Below are 15472 nucleotides of genomic sequence, written 5' to 3'. Positions count from 1 at the left end.
GATGAACGCATCACTCGCCCCGCGGGAAGCGCTTGCTTTCCTCCAGCACGTTGAGGTCCATGTGGTTGCGCATGTACCGCTCAGAGGCCTTTTGCAGCGGCTGGTAATCCCAAGGGTAATAGCCGCCCTTGCGCAGCGCCTCGTAAACCACCCAGCGGCGCGCCTGACTTTCGCGCACGGCGGCGTCAAAGGCACTGAGATCCCAGCGCGCCTCGGCCTTGGCCTGCAATTGCGCGAGCGTTCCGGCATGGGCGGGGTCATTCGCCAGATTGGTCAGTTCCTGCGGATCGGCCTCCAGATCAAACAGCTGATCGGGGTCGAGCGTGCAGCGGTTGTATTTCCACTTGCCATAGCGCAGCGACACGAGCGGCGCTTGTGACGCCTCGGCGGCATATTCCATCGCAACAGGGGCCTCGCGCGTGCCGCCCTGCCCCAAGTAAACCAGCGATTGTCCCTCGACCCAGGGCATGACCTCGGACATATCCGCCCCTGCCAGATCGCAAAGCGTCGGGCAGACGTCGATATTGCTGACCGGATCGGTGATCAGCCCCGGTGCCATGCCGGGGGCCGAGATCATCAGGGGCACGCGGGCAGAGCCCTCGTAGAAACACATCTTGAACCACAGCCCGCGCTCGCCCAGCATATCGCCATGGTCCGAGACAAAGAGGATAATCGCCTCTTGCCGGGTGCTCTCCAGCGCCTCCAGAACCTCGCCGATCTTGTCGTCAAGATACGAGATATTGGCGAAATAGGCGCGGCGCGAGCGGCGGATGTCGTCCTCGGTAATGTCGAAATTGCGCCAGTCGTTGGCGTCAAAGATCCGGCGTGAATGGGCATCGTGATCCGCATAGTCCATCGCCGAAACCTCTGGCAGCAGATGGTCGCAGTCCTCATAGAGGTCCCAGTATTTCTTGCGCGCCACATAGGGATCATGCGGATGGGTGAAACTGACCGTCAGACACCAGGGCCGCGCGTCCAGGCCCCGCGCCAGATCATAGACTTTGGCGCGTGCGTTATACGCCACCTCGTCGTCATACTCCATCTGGTTCGAGATTTCCGCGACCCCAGCGCCCGTCACCGAGCCCATATTGTGATACCACCAGTCAATCCGCTCTCCGGGTTTGCGATAATCCGGCGTCCAGCCGAAATCGGCGGGGTAGATGTCGGTCGTCAACCGCTCCTCGAACCCGTGCAACTGATCGGGGCCGACGAAATGCATCTTGCCGCTCAGGCAGGTCTGATAGCCAGCGCGGCGCAGGTGATGCGCATAGGTGGGAATATCAGCGGCGAATTCGGCGGCATTGTCATAGACGCGGGACCGCGACGGCAAGAGCCCCGACATGAAACTCGCCCGTCCCGGCGCACAGAGCGGCGAGGCGGTATAGGCATTGGCAAAGCGCGTGGACCGCGCCGCCAGCGCCTTGAGATTCGGCGCGTGCAGCCAGTCGGCCGGACCATCGGGAAAGAGAGTGCCATTCAACTGATCAACCATGAAAATCAGGATATTGGGCGCGGTCATGTCAGATCCTTCTGAGGCAGGCTGGTGTCGAGGTAATGCAACAGCACATCAATCGCGAGGCCGGGCTGCATCGGCCCTTCACGCAAGGCTTGGCGGATGTAGAGCCCGTCGATCATCGCCGCGAGGCCACGCGTGAGCGTGCGCGCGTCATCGGGGGCCAACGCGCGAAAGGCGTGATGCAGGTTCGACCGCAAACGCCGCTGATAGATGTGCAGCAAACGCCGCGCCTCCTCCGAGCGCTGCGCCTGCACATAGAAATTGAGCCAGGCCGACACCATCTCGGCGCGGAATTGCGCAGGCGTGAAACTGGCGCGGATGATCGCCTCGATCCGCTGGCGCGGGGTCTTGGCCATGATCAGCGCGCCGCGTACCTCCGCCCCATAGAGCGTCAGGATATGGCGCATCGCGGCCACGAACATCTGCTCTTTAGAGCCGAAATAATGATGCGCCAAAGCCGAGGACATGCCCGCCCGCCGGGCAATCTGCGCCACCGTCACATCCAGACTGCCATGCGCGCCGATCTCTGAAATCGTGGCCTCCACCAGCGCGCTGCGCCGGATCGGCTCCATCCCAATTTTCGGCATGCACCCCCTCCAAAGACCAGTTGCCAGACTGGCCTAATCGTGTTTAATTGACTCGTCAATCAATAAAAACCACGAAGGACCGCATCACAAGACATACCCCCCCTGCCAGAATGGCGTTGTATTTCATGACAGCGTCATATTAGCCTTGGCAGGTATAAACCGACCGCCACGCGGCAGGGGGCCGCGGAGACCTGAAAGAGGCACAAGGACGGTTCGGGATAGCAAACCAAAGGGAGACGACCACCATGACCATTCTCAATTCTGGCCGCATCAACCGACGCGGCTTCATGGCCACCACCGCTGGCGCGGCGCTCATTGCAGGCCTGCCCCTGCGGGCCAAGGCGGCACCGTCACGCGGCGGACATCTGCGTGCGGCCATCGGCCACGGCCAGACCACCGATGTGCTCGATCCGGGCACCTATTCCAACAGCTTCACCACCTCGCTCGCCTTTGCCATCCATGGTCGGCTGACCGAAGTGGCCGCCGATGGCACGCTCATCCCCGAACTGGCCGAAAGCTGGGAAGCCTCGGACGATGCCACCGTCTGGCGGTTCAAGCTGCGGTCAGGTGTCACCTTCCACTCCGGCAAGGCTGTGACAGCAACCGACGTTGCGAACTCGCTCAACTTCCACCGTGGCGAGGGATCGACCTCGGCGGCCGGGCCGTTGGTGGCTGAAATCACCGACCTTGCCACCGAAGGCGATGACACGGTTGTCATCACCCTTGGCGGCGGCAATGCCGACTTCCCCTTCTTCCTCAGCGACTATCACCTCGTGATCTGCAAGGCCGAAGGCGAAAGCATCGACTGGAAATCGGGCGATGGCTGCGGCAGCTATGTGCTCAAGGATTTCAATCCCGGTGTGTCCTACGCTGTCGAACGCAATCCGAACCACTGGCGCGATGATGTGGCATGGTTCGACACCGCCGAAGTGCTTGCCATCGTCGACCAGAACGCCCGGACGACTGCGCTCGTCTCCGGCGATGTAGATGTGGCAGACCGGCTCGACCTCAAGACCGTGGGCCTTCTGGCGCGCAATCCAAACATCCAGATCAACTCGGTCGCAGGCACCCAACATTACACCTTTGCCATGGACACCCGCGCCGAGCCCTATAACAACAACGACCTGCGCCTTGCCCTCAAATACGGCATTGACCGGCAGGAACTGGTGGACAAGATCCTGTTCGGCTACGGGTCGGTTGGCAATGACCACCCGATCGGTCGCGGTCAACGCTTCTTCAACACCGATCTGGAGCAAAAGTCCTTTGATCCCGACAAGGCAAAATTCCACCTCAAGGCGGCAGGCCTCGACAGTATCGAAGTCAAACTTTCGGCGGCAGACGCGGCCTTTGTCGGTGCCGTAGACGCAGCAGTGCTCTATCAGAGCTCGGCAGCACAGGCAGGCATCAAGCTGACCCCGGTCCGTGAACCCAATGACGGCTACTGGTCCGATGTCTGGATGAAAAAGCCGTTCTGCGCAGTCTATTGGTCCGGTCGTCCGGTCGAGGATCAGGTCTTTGCCACAACCTACAAATGCGGGGCGGCATGGAATGATACATTCTGGTGCAATGACCGCTTTGAAGAGCTGATGCTCAAGGCGCGCTCGGAGCTCGATGAAGCCAAACGTCGCGAGATGTATTTCGAAATGCAGGCGATCTGTAGCGATGATGGCGGCGTGATCGTACCGATGTTTGCCAATTACGTCTTTGGCAACTCCTCCAAAGTGGCGCATTCCGACACGCTCGGCGCCAACTGGGATGTGGACGGCATGCGCTTTGTCGAGCGGTGGTGGACGGCCTGATCCACACCGTCTGACTTGACTGCAAGGCCCGGGGGATCTCCCCTCGGGCCTTTGCCAAACCGGGCCAAGCGCCCGCATAATCCGAAACCGGGAGAGACCTGCCATGACCTTAAAAACAACCCTGACCGCCATTGCCCTCGCCACGGCAGCCGCCGGGCCCGCACTGGCCAATTGCGACAGCGTAACCTTTGCCGATGTCGGCTGGACCGACATCACTGCAACCACCGCCGCCACCACCGTCGTGCTCGAGGCACTCGGCTATGAGACCGACATCAAGGTGCTTTCTGTGCCGGTGACCTACACGTCGCTCGCCGCGGGCGATATCGACGTGTTCCTCGGCAACTGGATGCCCACCATGGAAGGCGACATCGCCCCCTACCGCGAGGCCGGCACCGTGGACACGGTGCGTGCCAACCTGGAGGGCGCAAAGTACACCTTGGCGACAAATGCGGCGGGTGCCGCCCTTGGGATCAGCTCGTTCGACACGATCGCGCAACACGCTGAGGCGCTCGACTCCACGATTTACGGCATCGAACCCGGCAATGACGGCAACCGCCTGATCCTCGACATGATCACAGCGGATGCCTTTGGCCTCAAGGGATTCGAGGTCAAGGAAAGCTCCGAACAGGGGATGCTGGCGCAGGTGACGCGCGCCGATCGCCGCGAAGAGCCGATTGTCTTCCTCGGTTGGGAACCGCACCCGATGAACGCCAATCACGACATGACCTATCTGACGGGGGGCGATGACTGGTTCGGCCCCGATCTGGGCGGCGCCACGGTCTATACCAACACCCGCGCGGGCTATGTCGCGGAATGCGGCAATGTGGGCAAGCTGCTGGAAAACCTCGAGTTCACGCTCGCCATGGAAAACGAAATCATGGGCGCGATCCTCAATGACGGGGCCAAGCCCGAAGAGGCCGCAAGCGCTTGGCTCAAGGCCAATCCGGATGCCATCAGCCCCTGGCTCGATGGCGTGACCACCAAAGACGGTGGCGATGCCATGGCGGCAGTCAAGGCCGAGTTGGGTCTGTGATAATGACGCTCAGGGACGATATTCTCGCCCTGATCGAAGAAAGGCCCGGGATCACTGACGCTGAAATCGTGCGCACGATTCCGGGGGCTAAATCGCGCCACCAGCAAGTCAATGCTCGCTGCCGCAAACTTGCGGAAGAGGGTCTTATCCAAAGGATAAAGCCCTCTATTGGCGCGATTACCAATCTTCCTCTAACGTCAAAACAAGGCACCGAGGGCAGCCCCCGGCCGCGGGTGGGGGAGAAGCCCCCGCCCGAGGGGGCGGTCGGGGGCTGCCCGGCGATGCCGCCGGGCGTCGAAATCCGAGCCGTTTCGCCGACATGCCTCAGCATTGAGTTTCATTGGCAAAGCGTGGGAGAAATTACTTTGCATGAGTCGACACTGCGCTTTCCGCGCTTGCCTGAATGCGCTGGACTATACCGTATCAGGCTTCCGGTGAGCCGATCCGTGTATGTAGGCGAAACAGTAAACCTGCGTCGCCGCATGCGGAATTACCGGACACCCGGCGGGAGCCAAAAAACGTCGATCTGGGTCAACCGCCTATTGTTGGAACGCCTCGGCAAAAGCGAGCCTGTCATGCTCGAGACCTGCACAGATGCGCTGACAACATTTGATACCAACCCGCAACGCGCCGATCTCACCTCAAAGGTCATGCGCGTCATGATTGAACACGCCGCTATTTTATCCGAGCGACATACGAACTGGACCCCGTTAAACAAGGCGAACTGATGGACTGGCTGAGCGATCACAAAATCCCGGTGGGGAAATGGGCCGAAGGCTTCTTCCTCTGGCTTCAGGACAATGCAGCGGGCTTCTTTGACGCCCTCGCGGCGCTGATGGAGGGGCTGATCGACGCCTTTCTCTGGGTGCTGCAAACCCCGCACCCCTTGGTCATCATCGGCGTCTTTGTCGCCCTGACCTGGGCGTTGCAGCGCAGTTGGAAGACCTGCCTCTTCGTCATCCTCGGATTTCTCTTCATACTCAACCAAGGCTATTGGGAAGAAACCACCGAAAGCCTGACGCTGGTGATATCCTCCTGCATCTTCTGCATGGTCTTGGGCGTGCCTCTGGGCATAGCCGCCGCCCACCGGCCCCGGCTCTATGACGGGATGCGGCCGGTGCTCGATCTCATGCAGACGCTGCCGCCTTTTGTCTATCTCATTCCCGCGATTGTGTTTTTCGGCATCGGCATGGTGCCGGGCCTGATTGCGACGGTGATCTTTGTCGTGCCCGCCCCCATCCGCCTCACGCATTTGGGCATCTCCAACACCCCGCAACCGCTGCTAGAGGCAGCGCAGGCCTTTGGGGCCACCAACCGCCAGACCCTGTGGAAGGTGGAACTGCCCTACGCCCTGCCGCAGATCATGGCGGGGCTCAACCAGACCATCATGCTGTCGCTGTCGATGGTGGTGATCGGCGCGCTGGTAGGGGCGGACGGCCTCGGCGTGCCGGTGCTGCGCGCGATCAATACCGTCAACATCGCGCTTGGCTTTGAATCGGGGCTGATGATCGTCGTCGTGGCCATCGTCCTTGACCGCATGCTGCGGATGGAGGGACGCAAATGACCGATACAATCGTCAATTTCAACAAGGTCTCCATCGTCTTTGGCGATGCCCCGCAAACCGCGCTGCCACTGATGGATCAGGGCATGACCCGGCCCGAAATCCAGCAACAAACCAGTCAGGTTCTGGGCGTGCATGACTGTGACCTCTCGGTCGCACCGGGCGAAATCCTCGTGCTGATGGGCCTCTCAGGATCGGGCAAATCCACCCTCCTGCGGGCGGTCAACGGCCTCAACCCGGTGGTGCGCGGCACGGTCGAAATCCACGACGGCACCGGCATGGTGGATGTGACCCACGCCAACCCCGCAACCCTGCGCCGGTTGCGCCAGCACCATATCGCCATGGTGTTTCAGCAATTCGGCCTCCTCCCGTGGCGCTCCGTGCGCGAGAACGTGGGCCTCGGACTGGAACTTGCGGGCATCCCCAAGGCGGAACGCAACACGCGGGTGGAAAAGCAACTCTCCCTCGTCAACCTCTCAGACTGGGCAGACCGCCGCGTGGGAGAGCTTTCGGGCGGCATGCAACAACGCGTGGGCCTCGCCCGCGCCTTTGCCACCGATGCGCCAATCCTGCTGATGGACGAACCCTTTTCTGCCCTCGATCCCCTGATCCGCAACCACCTTCAGGACGAACTCATCGACCTGCAAAAAACCCTCGGCCGCACCATCATCTTTGTCAGCCATGATCTGGATGAGGCGTTCAAACTGGGCGACCGCATCGCCATCATGGAGGGCGGGCGCATCGTGCAATGCGGCACGCCGCAGGATATCTTTACCAACCCCGCCACGGACTATGTGGCGGATTTCGTGGCCCATATGAATCCGCTTGGCGTGCTCTGCGCCCGCGACGTGATGGAACCGGCCATTGGCACGCCCGAAACCTGTGTCGGCCCGGATGCCAGCATTCAGGACGTGATGGAATGCGCCCAAGGGCATGATCGCCCGGTCGGTGTCACCGAAAATGGCAAACTCATGGGCCAGATCACCCGCAACCGGATCTTGGCCAAGCTGCTCGATCCGCGCGCCTGAGCGGGCGCGCGCTCAGACCTTGGTGGCCGATACCGTCGGCGTGATCCGCCGCTTCAGCACCGCCTCGCGCCAGCTGATGAAACTGACCGCGCCCACGATCACCATACCGCCCAGAACCACGAACACATCCACCCCCTCACCAAAGACAAGCGCGCCCAAGAGCACGGCCCAGACGAGTTGCAGGAACGTGACCGGCTGCGTCACCGCCAGTGGGGCCGCGCGAAACGCCAGCGTCATCGTGTAATGCCCCGCCGTCGCCAGCGTCGCCACCGCAAAGAGGATCGCCAATTCCCACGGCGTTGGCGTGACCCAGACCGCCGCCGCCACAGGGGCCAGACCAATCGTGACCGTGATCGACAGCATCGCCACCACCACGCCGGGGCTGCTGCGGCCGGATACCACCTTGGCAATCAGGTAAGACGCGCCAAAGAAGATGGCGGTAAAGATCATCGCCAGATGCCCCGGCCCCACCTCGCGAAATCCCGGCCGCAGGATGATCAGCGCGCCGATCAGGGCCACCCCCACCGCCAAAATCCGCCGCAGCGCCAAACGCTCGCCCAGAAAAAGACCCGCGCCAAGCGTGACATAGATAGGGGCCAGATAATTCATCGCCGTCACATCCGCGATGGGAATCCGCGCCATCGCATAGAACCACAGCGCCACGCCCACCGTATGCACCATGCCGCGCGCCGCGAAAAATCCCCAGGTGCCGCGATCCAGCCGCAACCGCCAGAGCGATCCGAGCATCGGAATGAGAAACACCAGCCCCATGGCATAGCGCAAAAACGCCGCCTGCGGGGCTGGCACGCGCGTGCCCAACACCTTGACCAGCGCCGTCACCCCGACAAAGAGGATACCCGTCACCACCATCCAGAAGATGCCCCAGCCCGGTTGTGCCGTGCTTTCTGCCGTGCTTGCCTGTTGCGCGCTCATGCCTGCATTAATTCATGCCTCTGCCCGCCTGTCGAGGCTGGCTTGGCGCTTTGCCATGCGCTTTGCGCAACACACCCTGCCAAATGGCGCATAACTCAGCCCCGCAGCAACCCAAATGCAATGGCCCACATCACACAGCCCACCCCGGCATCGAGCACCCGCCAACTGCCCGGACGGCGAAACAGGGGGGCCAACAGGCGTGCGCCATAGCCCAGCGCAAAGAAAAACACAAAACTCGCACAGACCGCGCCCAGACCAAAGGCAAAACGATCCGCATATTGCGCCGAAACCGATCCCAGCAACACCACCGTATCGAGATAGACATGCGGATTGAGCCAGGTCAGCGCCAGACAGGTCAGCACCGCCCGCCGCAGGCTGCCCGCCCCCTCTCCCGCCTCAAGAGCGGCCCCACCGCGCCACGCGGCCCAAAAACTGCGCGCGCCATAGGCCAGCAAAAACGCTGCCCCCCCATAGCGCATGATCCGCTCCAGCCCCGGCACCGCCTCGGCCAGAACGCCAAAGCCGGTCACACCCGCCGCCACCAGCACCGCATCGGACACGGCACAGACCAGCACCACCGCCAGCACATACTCACGCCGGAGGCCCTGCCGCAGCACAAAGGCATTTTGCGCCCCGATTGCCAAAATCAAACTCAACCCAAGCGCAAATCCCGCCAGTCCCGCCTGCATGCCCCCGCCCTTTTTCTTGGATCAAATACTCAACCGCGACCTTGCCGCCGGGTCTTGCCTATCGGTTGGTTCTTCATTACTCAAATTCAATATACTTATCTGGAATTAGATTTCTTAATGTTGCTGCCACCCGACCATCTCGCCACCCTCACCGCGATTCTTCAAACTGGCAGTTTCGAAGGCGCGGCACAGGCGCTTGGCCTCACGCAATCGGCCATCTCGCAGCGGCTCAAGGCCCTGGAAACCCGTGTCGGCGCGCAGCTCCTCCACCGCACCACCCCCTGCACCGCAACACCCGTGGGCCAGCGTCTTGCCGCCCATGCCGATCAGATTGTCCTGCTCGAGGCGCGGCTTGGGGATGATCTCTCCGGGCTGACCCCCGCGCCGCAAACCCGCCTGCGCCTCGCCGTCAATGCCGATAGCCTCGCCACCTGGCTGCCCGCGGCCTTGGCCAGCCTACCCGATCACCTCTTTGATCTGGTGATCGACGATCAGGATGTGTCCCACGACCGGCTGATGCGCGGCGAAGTTCTCGGCGCGCTCACCACCCGCGCCAGCCCCCTGCCCGGCTGCGATGTCATGGCGCTCGGACTGCTACGCTATCAGGCCATAGCCAGCCCCGATTTCATCGCCCGCCACTTTGCCACCGGGATCACGCCGGACAGTCTCGCCACAGCGCCGATGCTGCAATTCAACAGCCATGACCAGTTGCAACATCGCTGGATCGCGCAGGCGACCGGCGTCGCGCTCCGCCCGCCCTGTCACCGGCTGCCGTCGTCCGAAGGGTTTGTCACCGCAGCCCGTCTTGGCATGGGTTGGGGCATGGCCCCCGAGGCGCTCTTGCGCGCGGATCTCACGCGCGGCACGCTCACCCTGCTGCGCGCAGATTGCCCGCTCGATACCGCGCTCTACTGGCAATGGAGCCGGCTTCTGGGCAAGGCGCTCGCGCCGCTCACCCGCGCCCTGCGCCGTGGCGCGCGCAATAGCCTGCGCGACCTTACAAAATAGGGGATGATTCCTTAAGGTCTGTAACCTCGGCCAAGGCCCGCTCGACCAGTTCCGGCCCCGCTCCGGGCCCCGTCGCGCCCTCTGACAGGTGCCGCCGCCACGCCCGCGCACCGGGCCGCCCGGCGAAAAGCCCCAACATATGCCGAGTAATCTGGTTCAACCGACCACCGCTTGCGAGATGCGCCTCGATATAGGGGAGCATGGCCTGCACGGCCCCTTCCGGGGTGGTGTCTGGCTCTGTGCTGCCGAATATCCGCCGATCCGCCGCACAGAGGATATCCGCCGGCTGATGATAGGCCGCCCGCCCCACCATGACCCCGTCAAGCCCTTGATCAAGTAGGCTAACGGCTTGATCCAGCGATGTAATTCCGCCGTTGATTGAGATATGGAGGTTGGGGAACAGCATTTTCATCCGCTGCACCAGATCGTAATTCAAGGGCGGAATATCACGATTCTCCTTGGGGCTGAGACCGTCGAGCCAGGCCTTGCGCGCATGAATCTGCACCCGCTGCACGCCTGCGGCGATGATCTGGGCAAGGAACTCCGGCAACACCTCCTCAGGGGTCTGATCATCCACCCCGATCCGGCATTTTACTGTTACTTCAACGGGTTGCGCGTCTATCATGGCGGCGCAACACTCGGCCACAAGGGCCGGTTCCGTCATCAGAATCGCCCCAAACCGCCCCGATTGCACCCGATCCGACGGGCAACCACAATTGAGGTTGATCTCTGCATATCCCGCCTGCGCCCCCATCCGCGCCGCCCGCGCCAGCTCTGCGGGGTCCGATCCCCCCAATTGCAAAGCGACCGGGTATTCCTCCGGGCTATGCTCCAACAAATGCACCGCCCCTCCGCGCACCAAAGCAGGCGCCGTCACCATCTCGGTATAGAGCAACGCATGCCGACTGAGCCGCCGATGCAGATACCGGCAATGCCGGTCTGTCCAATCCATCATCGGCGCGATGCTCAGGCGGTGAGCATCACAAAGCCTTTTTTTTGTTGGAAAATCAGTCATATATGGAGGATCTCACTCGGACGTATTTGGTGCTATTTCGGCATAATTGGGGCTGTGCATCCTTATCAGTAGTCCACAGGACTACCAAATTCTTGTCGAGGACTACTGAAATGGGCTCAATCGTCGAACGCAAACGCAAGGATGGCACGATCAGCAATCGCGCGCAGATCCTTATAAAGTCGAAGGGACGGATCGTCCACCAAGAGTCGTCAAGCTTCGATCGGTTGGCGTCGGCGAAAGCCTAGCTGAAACATCGGGAAAAGGAACTTGCGACACCTGGTGGCCTTAACTCTGTACGCCGATAATCAGGATCAGTTGGTGACGTCATTGAAGACGACCTGAAAGCCACCGGCGGCAACATCGGCCGCACAAAGGGACAGATGTTGCGTAAGATCCGCAATGACTTTGTTATCAGTGACATTCCCTGTGATGGACTGCGTGCAAGTGACGTCACGACCTTTGCCCGGGCTTTGTAAAATGGCCGGTCCGCCGCACCAGTGCAGAACATAGGTGGTCCTGCTTTTTCGACCAGATTGCAGCCCAGTTAAGGTCGATCAGGGTTTCCTATCAGGCTGCTGTTCTCATCGGTTCAGTTTGGTTGGCATGGACCTCATCTGGGGTCAAGACGCCGTGGGTCGAGTGGGGCCGCTCGGCATTGGGAGAGGCCAACCATTTGCCGATGCCGTCGCGGACCTGTCATCCGATCTCAAAAGCGCGCAGGTAAACGCATTCGTATTTCAGCGACCGCCAGAGACGATCAATCATGCGATCCACCTTAACAAAGGGTCCGAATTTCTGCGGCCGCCTCTCCAACACTGCGGCCCATGTCGTGGTTCGCACGGGTCAGCGCAATGCAAACCTCATAAAGATTGACTGGCCTTTACCGCTCAACTCGCCCTTCCTTTTGATCCAATACGGCAAGCAAATTTAGGACGGACTGTAGAACCTCCGTGTCGCGGACGGATGCAAGGCCGGATATTATTTTCCTGCAATGCTCTGGCTTGGCAAACTGCAAGCGGTGCCATGCGCTGTCCACGGGATCGCTCCTGTCGCTACCAAGGAGCTCTTGCACTTGGTCAATCAATTCGGCGGGTGGTATGCCCAAGGCGTTGGACAGGATAAACAATCGGCTGACCGATACGCGGTTTGATCCGGATTCGTATTTTTGAAGCTGCTGGTGCGTGACGCCGCACTGCGCTGCGAGTGACGTCATGGTGTGGCCTGAGGCCAAACGAGTTCGCCGCAGGACCCGCCCCACGATGACATCAATATCATTCTGTTTGGAGCACATTACTGAACATCAGACCTCTCTTTACGCAAAATCACATAGTCTTTGGGTGCCGTTTCATGGATGCCTGAAATGCGCTCGCACCAGGTTTTCAGGATCATCGTTGTCGTCAGAGAGGCCACTTCGGGATGACGCGCCAACCGATCACGAAGCTCTTCCACGATGGACTGATCCGCCGCCTCGATCAGAACCCGCATGTCAATTGATCCAGATGTCGACCAGACCGACACGACTTCTTTCCAGTCCGAGATCGAGGCAAACACGATCCCGCAGATCTTGCGCCGAAGTCTCACATCGAACATGGCGCGCACGCCCGAAGGACGCACATCCAGATCGGGATCGATATCGACCGTGAAGCGGCGGATAAAACCGCGCTCGACCAACTGGTCTATATGATACGCAACGGTGGTCCGGCTTGTGCCAACAATTGCAGCCATTTCCGAGACCGTCGAGCGGCTGTTCTCACGCAACAATTCAAGAACCATTCGGCTGGTCGCGCAAAGGGGCTTGGCCAAGACGGAATCCTTGGGAGGGGCAGGTGCCATTTAGCTCTACCCTAGATGGTTTTTAGTCAAAGTGAAGAGATTTCTGCATTTTGCAAGGTAGCCCTAAAGGAGTTTCCGGAAAATCTTATGCGATATGCATAAAGGAGCCTGCATGATGGGTAATCATATCTCAGTGGCCGATGTCGAAGATCATTATCCTGAGCAGAGCTGGCAGCGGCTTGTCTTCGCGGATCTCAAATCGACGCTCACCAGCACATCCCGCCCATTTCCCTGCGTCTTCGGGGCGTCCGCGATCAAGTCGCGCCAGCTCAGGGTCGCGTTTGTAGACCCGTTGACCCCCGATCACTTGGGACCGATCTTGCGTGAGTATATCACGCATGCACGGGACTACGGGCGCATGACCTCTTTGGTGGTATTCGCGCGTCCGGGCCCCGTGCGCGACATGAAGAGCTACGAGGACCAACTCTGGACCTTGCTTGACGGAATGGAGCGCACGGATACGACCCCAAGACCGCCAGCGATCCCCGCAGAGATCGATCACCCGAATTGGGAATTCTGCTATGCGGGCGAGCCCATCTTTGTGTCCTGCGCGACCCCTGCCCATGTCTTGCGCGCTAGCCGCAGATCGGCCACCTTCATGGCCGTGTTCCAGCCACGTTGGATATTCAAGGGGATCATGGACAGTGATGAGCCTGCCGTGCAGCGCTCCTTGCATAACATTCGCGATCGGATCATGGCGTATGACGCGGTCCCCGTATTTCCCTATCTCGGCAGCTACGGCAATCCAGAGGCCCGAGAGCATGTCCAGTATTTTATCTATGACACCAATGAAAGGCCCGCTTGCCCTTTCCATCAACTCGGACAGACCAACAGGCCAAACGAGGGAGAGGTCGCATGAACCTGAACGCTCGGTCGAATGCGCGCAACCAGGATTTCAGCGTCTTCACCTCTCGGATCGACACCGCAGATTTGGGTCCCCTGATAGAGTCGTCCTTGCCGGATCAGGGACATATCGAAGTGCGCCGCGATGTCCCCGGCAAACATCACAGCCAGCATGATAGCGAAACAGACGAAACCCTGATCGTTCTCGCGGGACATCTTCTGTGCTACTGGGACAGCGGAGAGACTATTGCGGGAACCGGCTCAGTCGTCGCATTTCCAGCGGGCTTCACCTATGGCACTGTCGCGCTCGATGAGGGCGCAACCTATCTGATCGTGTTCGACCAAATGAAAATGCCATTTGATGGATGAGATGCGCGCAACCCTCTCTCCGCTTCGCGGCGCAGCGGTGATGCTCAATATCGTATTGGGCGCAGGACTGCTCACCCTTCCCGGACTGGCGGTTCAGCACGCTGGCGAGAACGCTCTGACGGTCTGGTTGGCCTGCGCGGTTGCCTCCATACCCTTGCTTGCGGCCTTTGCCGTCATCAGCCGAAGCCACCCCGATCAAGGGGGATTGGCAAAGATCGCCGGACTCGCCTTTGGACGCTATGGATATGCGGCCACAACATTCCTGTTTCTCGGTGCAGTCCTCTTTGGATTACCGTCAATAGCCTTGACTGGCGGCTATTATGCCAGCGCTATGCTTGGTGGCTCACCGCATGTGTTCGCAGTTGGTATGTTGCTTTTTGCTGTGGCGATAAACCTGGTATCGGTTGAATGGACAAGCCGCATCAATGCGATCATCGCAAGCGTGGTGCTAGTGGCGCTTGCGGGGATCGCGCTCGTCGGCGTGACCCTCGTCAGCCCAAGCTGGGAGACCCTGCGCCCGCCACTACCTCCAACGATTTCGCTGCAGGTGTTTGGTCAGGTCTTTATGATGATTTTCTTTGCCTTCACCGGTTGGGAACTTGCTGCGAACCTCAGCGCAGATTTCCATAATCCACGCCGCGATGTTCCAATCGCAATCGGTCTGTCTTTCTGCGTCGCTGTGCTGCTCTACGTGGTGCTTGCCGTCATCGCCGGATCTTTGGGACTGAGTGATAAGGCAGCAGCCCCCTTTGTCGTTTTGTTCGAAACACGCTTTGGATGGATGGGCGGCACATTTATCGCCGGCGTCGCGGTCATTCTGGTGATCGCAAATCTGGCGGCGGCTGTCTGGGCTGTGTCTCGCATGGTATGGGCATCGGCGGGCGAAGGGCTTTTGCCCAGGAACCTGCGGTCTTTGAAAAACGGCACCCCCTATCGCGCCGTCATCACAACAGTCAGCGCGCTCGTCGCGGTTGAGGTGATTTCCGCCGTGGGCGCGTTTGATTTGGGCGTCATGCTGGGCGTCGCAGGGCAGAACTTTCTGTTGATTTATGGCATTTCCGCTTTGGCTCTCGGGGTATCCAGCCCAAAGCGCGCCGAGAAAATACTTGCCTTGACCTGCATCACCGAGGTGCTGCTCTTGGTGGCATTCCGCGCCGGTGAGGGACTCGCTTATCCGATTTTTCTATGCGTGATCGCGATTGCGGTCGTGCGGCAAGGACATAGACCCGCAATACTCGGAACACTGGACTAGACGGCG

General features: G+C 60.4%; 16 protein-coding genes and 1 pseudogene. 9 read left to right on the top strand and 8 right to left on the bottom strand.

The window, feature by feature from the left end; translation table 11 throughout:
* Positions 1–10: 10 nt before the first annotated feature.
* Both betC and betI read right to left on the bottom strand, forming a co-directional pair.
* Complete coding sequence (gene betC / locus VR71_RS24105) at positions 11–1519, bottom strand: choline-sulfatase (protein ID WP_045686824.1); 1509 nt, start codon at positions 1517–1519, stop codon at positions 11–13.
* Positions 1516–2103: a transcriptional regulator BetI gene (betI, locus tag VR71_RS24100; protein ID WP_296430866.1), complete on the bottom strand. Its 588-nt coding sequence runs from the start codon at positions 2101–2103 to the stop codon at positions 1516–1518. The genes betC and betI overlap by 4 nt, the downstream gene beginning before the upstream one ends.
* A 245-nt stretch (positions 2104–2348) precedes the next feature.
* Between betI and VR71_RS24095 the strand changes: the two genes are divergently transcribed.
* From VR71_RS24095 to choV, 5 genes are all read left to right on the top strand, one after another.
* Positions 2349–3902: an ABC transporter substrate-binding protein gene (locus tag VR71_RS24095; protein ID WP_045686823.1), complete on the top strand. Its 1554-nt coding sequence runs from the start codon at positions 2349–2351 to the stop codon at positions 3900–3902.
* A gap of 103 nt (positions 3903–4005) precedes the next feature.
* Positions 4006–4935, top strand: a complete 930-nt coding sequence (gene choX, locus VR71_RS24090) for a choline ABC transporter substrate-binding protein (RefSeq protein WP_045686822.1) — start codon at positions 4006–4008, stop codon at positions 4933–4935.
* 2 nt (positions 4936–4937) lie between these two features.
* Positions 4938–5663 carry a hypothetical protein gene (locus VR71_RS24085; RefSeq protein WP_045686821.1) on the top strand — a complete coding sequence of 242 codons (726 nt, stop codon included), beginning with the start codon at positions 4938–4940 and terminating at the stop codon, positions 5661–5663.
* Positions 5663–6499 carry a choline ABC transporter permease subunit gene (gene choW / locus VR71_RS24080; protein ID WP_045686820.1) on the top strand — a complete coding sequence of 279 codons (837 nt, stop codon included), beginning with the start codon at positions 5663–5665 and terminating at the stop codon, positions 6497–6499. Before VR71_RS24085 ends, choW begins: the two co-directional genes overlap by 1 nt.
* A complete protein-coding gene (choV, locus tag VR71_RS24075; RefSeq protein WP_009817813.1) occupies positions 6496–7524 on the top strand; it encodes a choline ABC transporter ATP-binding protein in 1029 nt (342 codons plus the stop codon). Before choW ends, choV begins: the two co-directional genes overlap by 4 nt.
* A gap of 12 nt (positions 7525–7536) precedes the next feature.
* Here the strand turns inward: choV and VR71_RS24070 are convergent, their stop codons facing one another.
* Together VR71_RS24070 and VR71_RS24065 are read right to left on the bottom strand one after the other, a co-directional pair.
* Positions 7537–8457, bottom strand: coding sequence for a DMT family transporter (locus VR71_RS24070; RefSeq protein WP_009817812.1), 921 nt, complete (start codon positions 8455–8457; stop codon positions 7537–7539).
* A gap of 95 nt (positions 8458–8552) precedes the next feature.
* The gene (locus VR71_RS24065) at positions 8553–9146 is read right to left on the bottom strand and encodes a LysE/ArgO family amino acid transporter (protein WP_045686819.1); all 594 of its coding nucleotides are present in this window, start codon (positions 9144–9146) and stop codon (positions 8553–8555) included.
* Positions 9147–9263: 117 nt separating this feature from the next.
* Here VR71_RS24065 and VR71_RS24060 point away from each other — a divergent pair, with 117 nt between their 5' ends.
* Complete coding sequence (locus tag VR71_RS24060) at positions 9264–10154, top strand: LysR family transcriptional regulator ArgP (protein ID WP_045686818.1); 891 nt, start codon at positions 9264–9266, stop codon at positions 10152–10154.
* Here VR71_RS24060 and dusA read toward each other — a convergent pair.
* From dusA to VR71_RS24040, 4 genes and pseudogenes are all read right to left on the bottom strand, one after another.
* Positions 10144–11169, bottom strand: coding sequence for a tRNA dihydrouridine(20/20a) synthase DusA (gene dusA / locus VR71_RS24055; protein WP_045686817.1), 1026 nt, complete (start codon positions 11167–11169; stop codon positions 10144–10146). The genes VR71_RS24060 and dusA overlap by 11 nt on opposite strands.
* Before the next feature lie 636 nt (positions 11170–11805).
* Positions 11806–11943 (bottom strand): annotated as a pseudogene (locus tag VR71_RS25505) (integrase core domain-containing protein); the annotation flags it as partial.
* A gap of 106 nt (positions 11944–12049) precedes the next feature.
* On the bottom strand, positions 12050–12460 hold the full coding sequence (locus VR71_RS25620) for a helix-turn-helix domain-containing protein (protein WP_367118669.1): 411 nt from the start codon (positions 12458–12460) through the stop codon (positions 12050–12052).
* Entirely contained in the window at positions 12460–12972 is a 513-nt protein-coding gene (locus VR71_RS24040; protein ID WP_217623016.1) for an Lrp/AsnC family transcriptional regulator, read from the bottom strand. The genes VR71_RS25620 and VR71_RS24040 overlap by 1 nt, the downstream gene beginning before the upstream one ends.
* A 145-nt stretch (positions 12973–13117) precedes the next feature.
* Here VR71_RS24040 and VR71_RS24035 point away from each other — a divergent pair, with 145 nt between their 5' ends.
* The 3 genes from VR71_RS24035 to VR71_RS24025 are packed head-to-tail and all read left to right on the top strand — an operon-like array spanning position 13118 to position 15466.
* Complete coding sequence (locus VR71_RS24035; RefSeq protein ID WP_296430865.1) at positions 13118–13861, top strand: YqcI/YcgG family protein; 744 nt, start codon at positions 13118–13120, stop codon at positions 13859–13861.
* Positions 13858–14214, top strand: coding sequence for a cupin domain-containing protein (locus VR71_RS24030; protein WP_009817801.1), 357 nt, complete (start codon positions 13858–13860; stop codon positions 14212–14214). The genes VR71_RS24035 and VR71_RS24030 overlap by 4 nt, the downstream gene beginning before the upstream one ends.
* Positions 14207–15466, top strand: a complete 1260-nt coding sequence (locus tag VR71_RS24025; RefSeq protein ID WP_045686815.1) for an APC family permease — start codon at positions 14207–14209, stop codon at positions 15464–15466. The genes VR71_RS24030 and VR71_RS24025 overlap by 8 nt, the downstream gene beginning before the upstream one ends.
* The last annotated feature ends 6 nt before the right edge of the window (positions 15467–15472 follow it).

The organism is Roseovarius sp. BRH_c41 (assembly GCF_000961715.1).
Taxonomy (GTDB): Bacteria; Pseudomonadota; Alphaproteobacteria; order Rhodobacterales; family Rhodobacteraceae; genus Roseovarius.
The sequence above is the reverse complement of the archived record's forward strand: the minus strand, read 5'-3'. Positions and strand labels throughout refer to the sequence as shown.

Excerpts from the sequence above, each read along its gene's own strand:
- betC (WP_045686824.1), bottom strand. The coding sequence starts at position 1,519 with ATGACCGCGCCCAATATCCTGATTTTCATGGTTGATCAGTTGAATGGC.
- betI (WP_296430866.1), bottom strand. The coding sequence starts at position 2,103 with ATGCCGAAAATTGGGATGGAGCCGATCCGGCGCAGCGCGCTGGTGGAG.
- VR71_RS24095 (WP_045686823.1), top strand. The coding sequence starts at position 2,349 with ATGACCATTCTCAATTCTGGCCGCATCAACCGACGCGGCTTCATGGCC.
- choX (WP_045686822.1), top strand. The coding sequence starts at position 4,006 with ATGACCTTAAAAACAACCCTGACCGCCATTGCCCTCGCCACGGCAGCC.
- VR71_RS24085 (WP_045686821.1), top strand. The coding sequence starts at position 4,938 with ATGACGCTCAGGGACGATATTCTCGCCCTGATCGAAGAAAGGCCCGGG.
- choW (WP_045686820.1), top strand. The coding sequence starts at position 5,663 with ATGGACTGGCTGAGCGATCACAAAATCCCGGTGGGGAAATGGGCCGAA.
- choV (WP_009817813.1), top strand. The coding sequence starts at position 6,496 with ATGACCGATACAATCGTCAATTTCAACAAGGTCTCCATCGTCTTTGGC.
- VR71_RS24070 (WP_009817812.1), bottom strand. The coding sequence starts at position 8,457 with ATGAGCGCGCAACAGGCAAGCACGGCAGAAAGCACGGCACAACCGGGC.
- VR71_RS24065 (WP_045686819.1), bottom strand. The coding sequence starts at position 9,146 with ATGCAGGCGGGACTGGCGGGATTTGCGCTTGGGTTGAGTTTGATTTTG.
- VR71_RS24060 (WP_045686818.1), top strand. The coding sequence starts at position 9,264 with ATGTTGCTGCCACCCGACCATCTCGCCACCCTCACCGCGATTCTTCAA.
- dusA (WP_045686817.1), bottom strand. The coding sequence starts at position 11,169 with ATGACTGATTTTCCAACAAAAAAAAGGCTTTGTGATGCTCACCGCCTG.
- VR71_RS25620 (WP_367118669.1), bottom strand. The coding sequence starts at position 12,460 with ATGTGCTCCAAACAGAATGATATTGATGTCATCGTGGGGCGGGTCCTG.
- VR71_RS24035 (WP_296430865.1), top strand. The coding sequence starts at position 13,118 with ATGGGTAATCATATCTCAGTGGCCGATGTCGAAGATCATTATCCTGAG.
- VR71_RS24030 (WP_009817801.1), top strand. The coding sequence starts at position 13,858 with ATGAACCTGAACGCTCGGTCGAATGCGCGCAACCAGGATTTCAGCGTC.
- VR71_RS24025 (WP_045686815.1), top strand. The coding sequence starts at position 14,207 with ATGGATGAGATGCGCGCAACCCTCTCTCCGCTTCGCGGCGCAGCGGTG.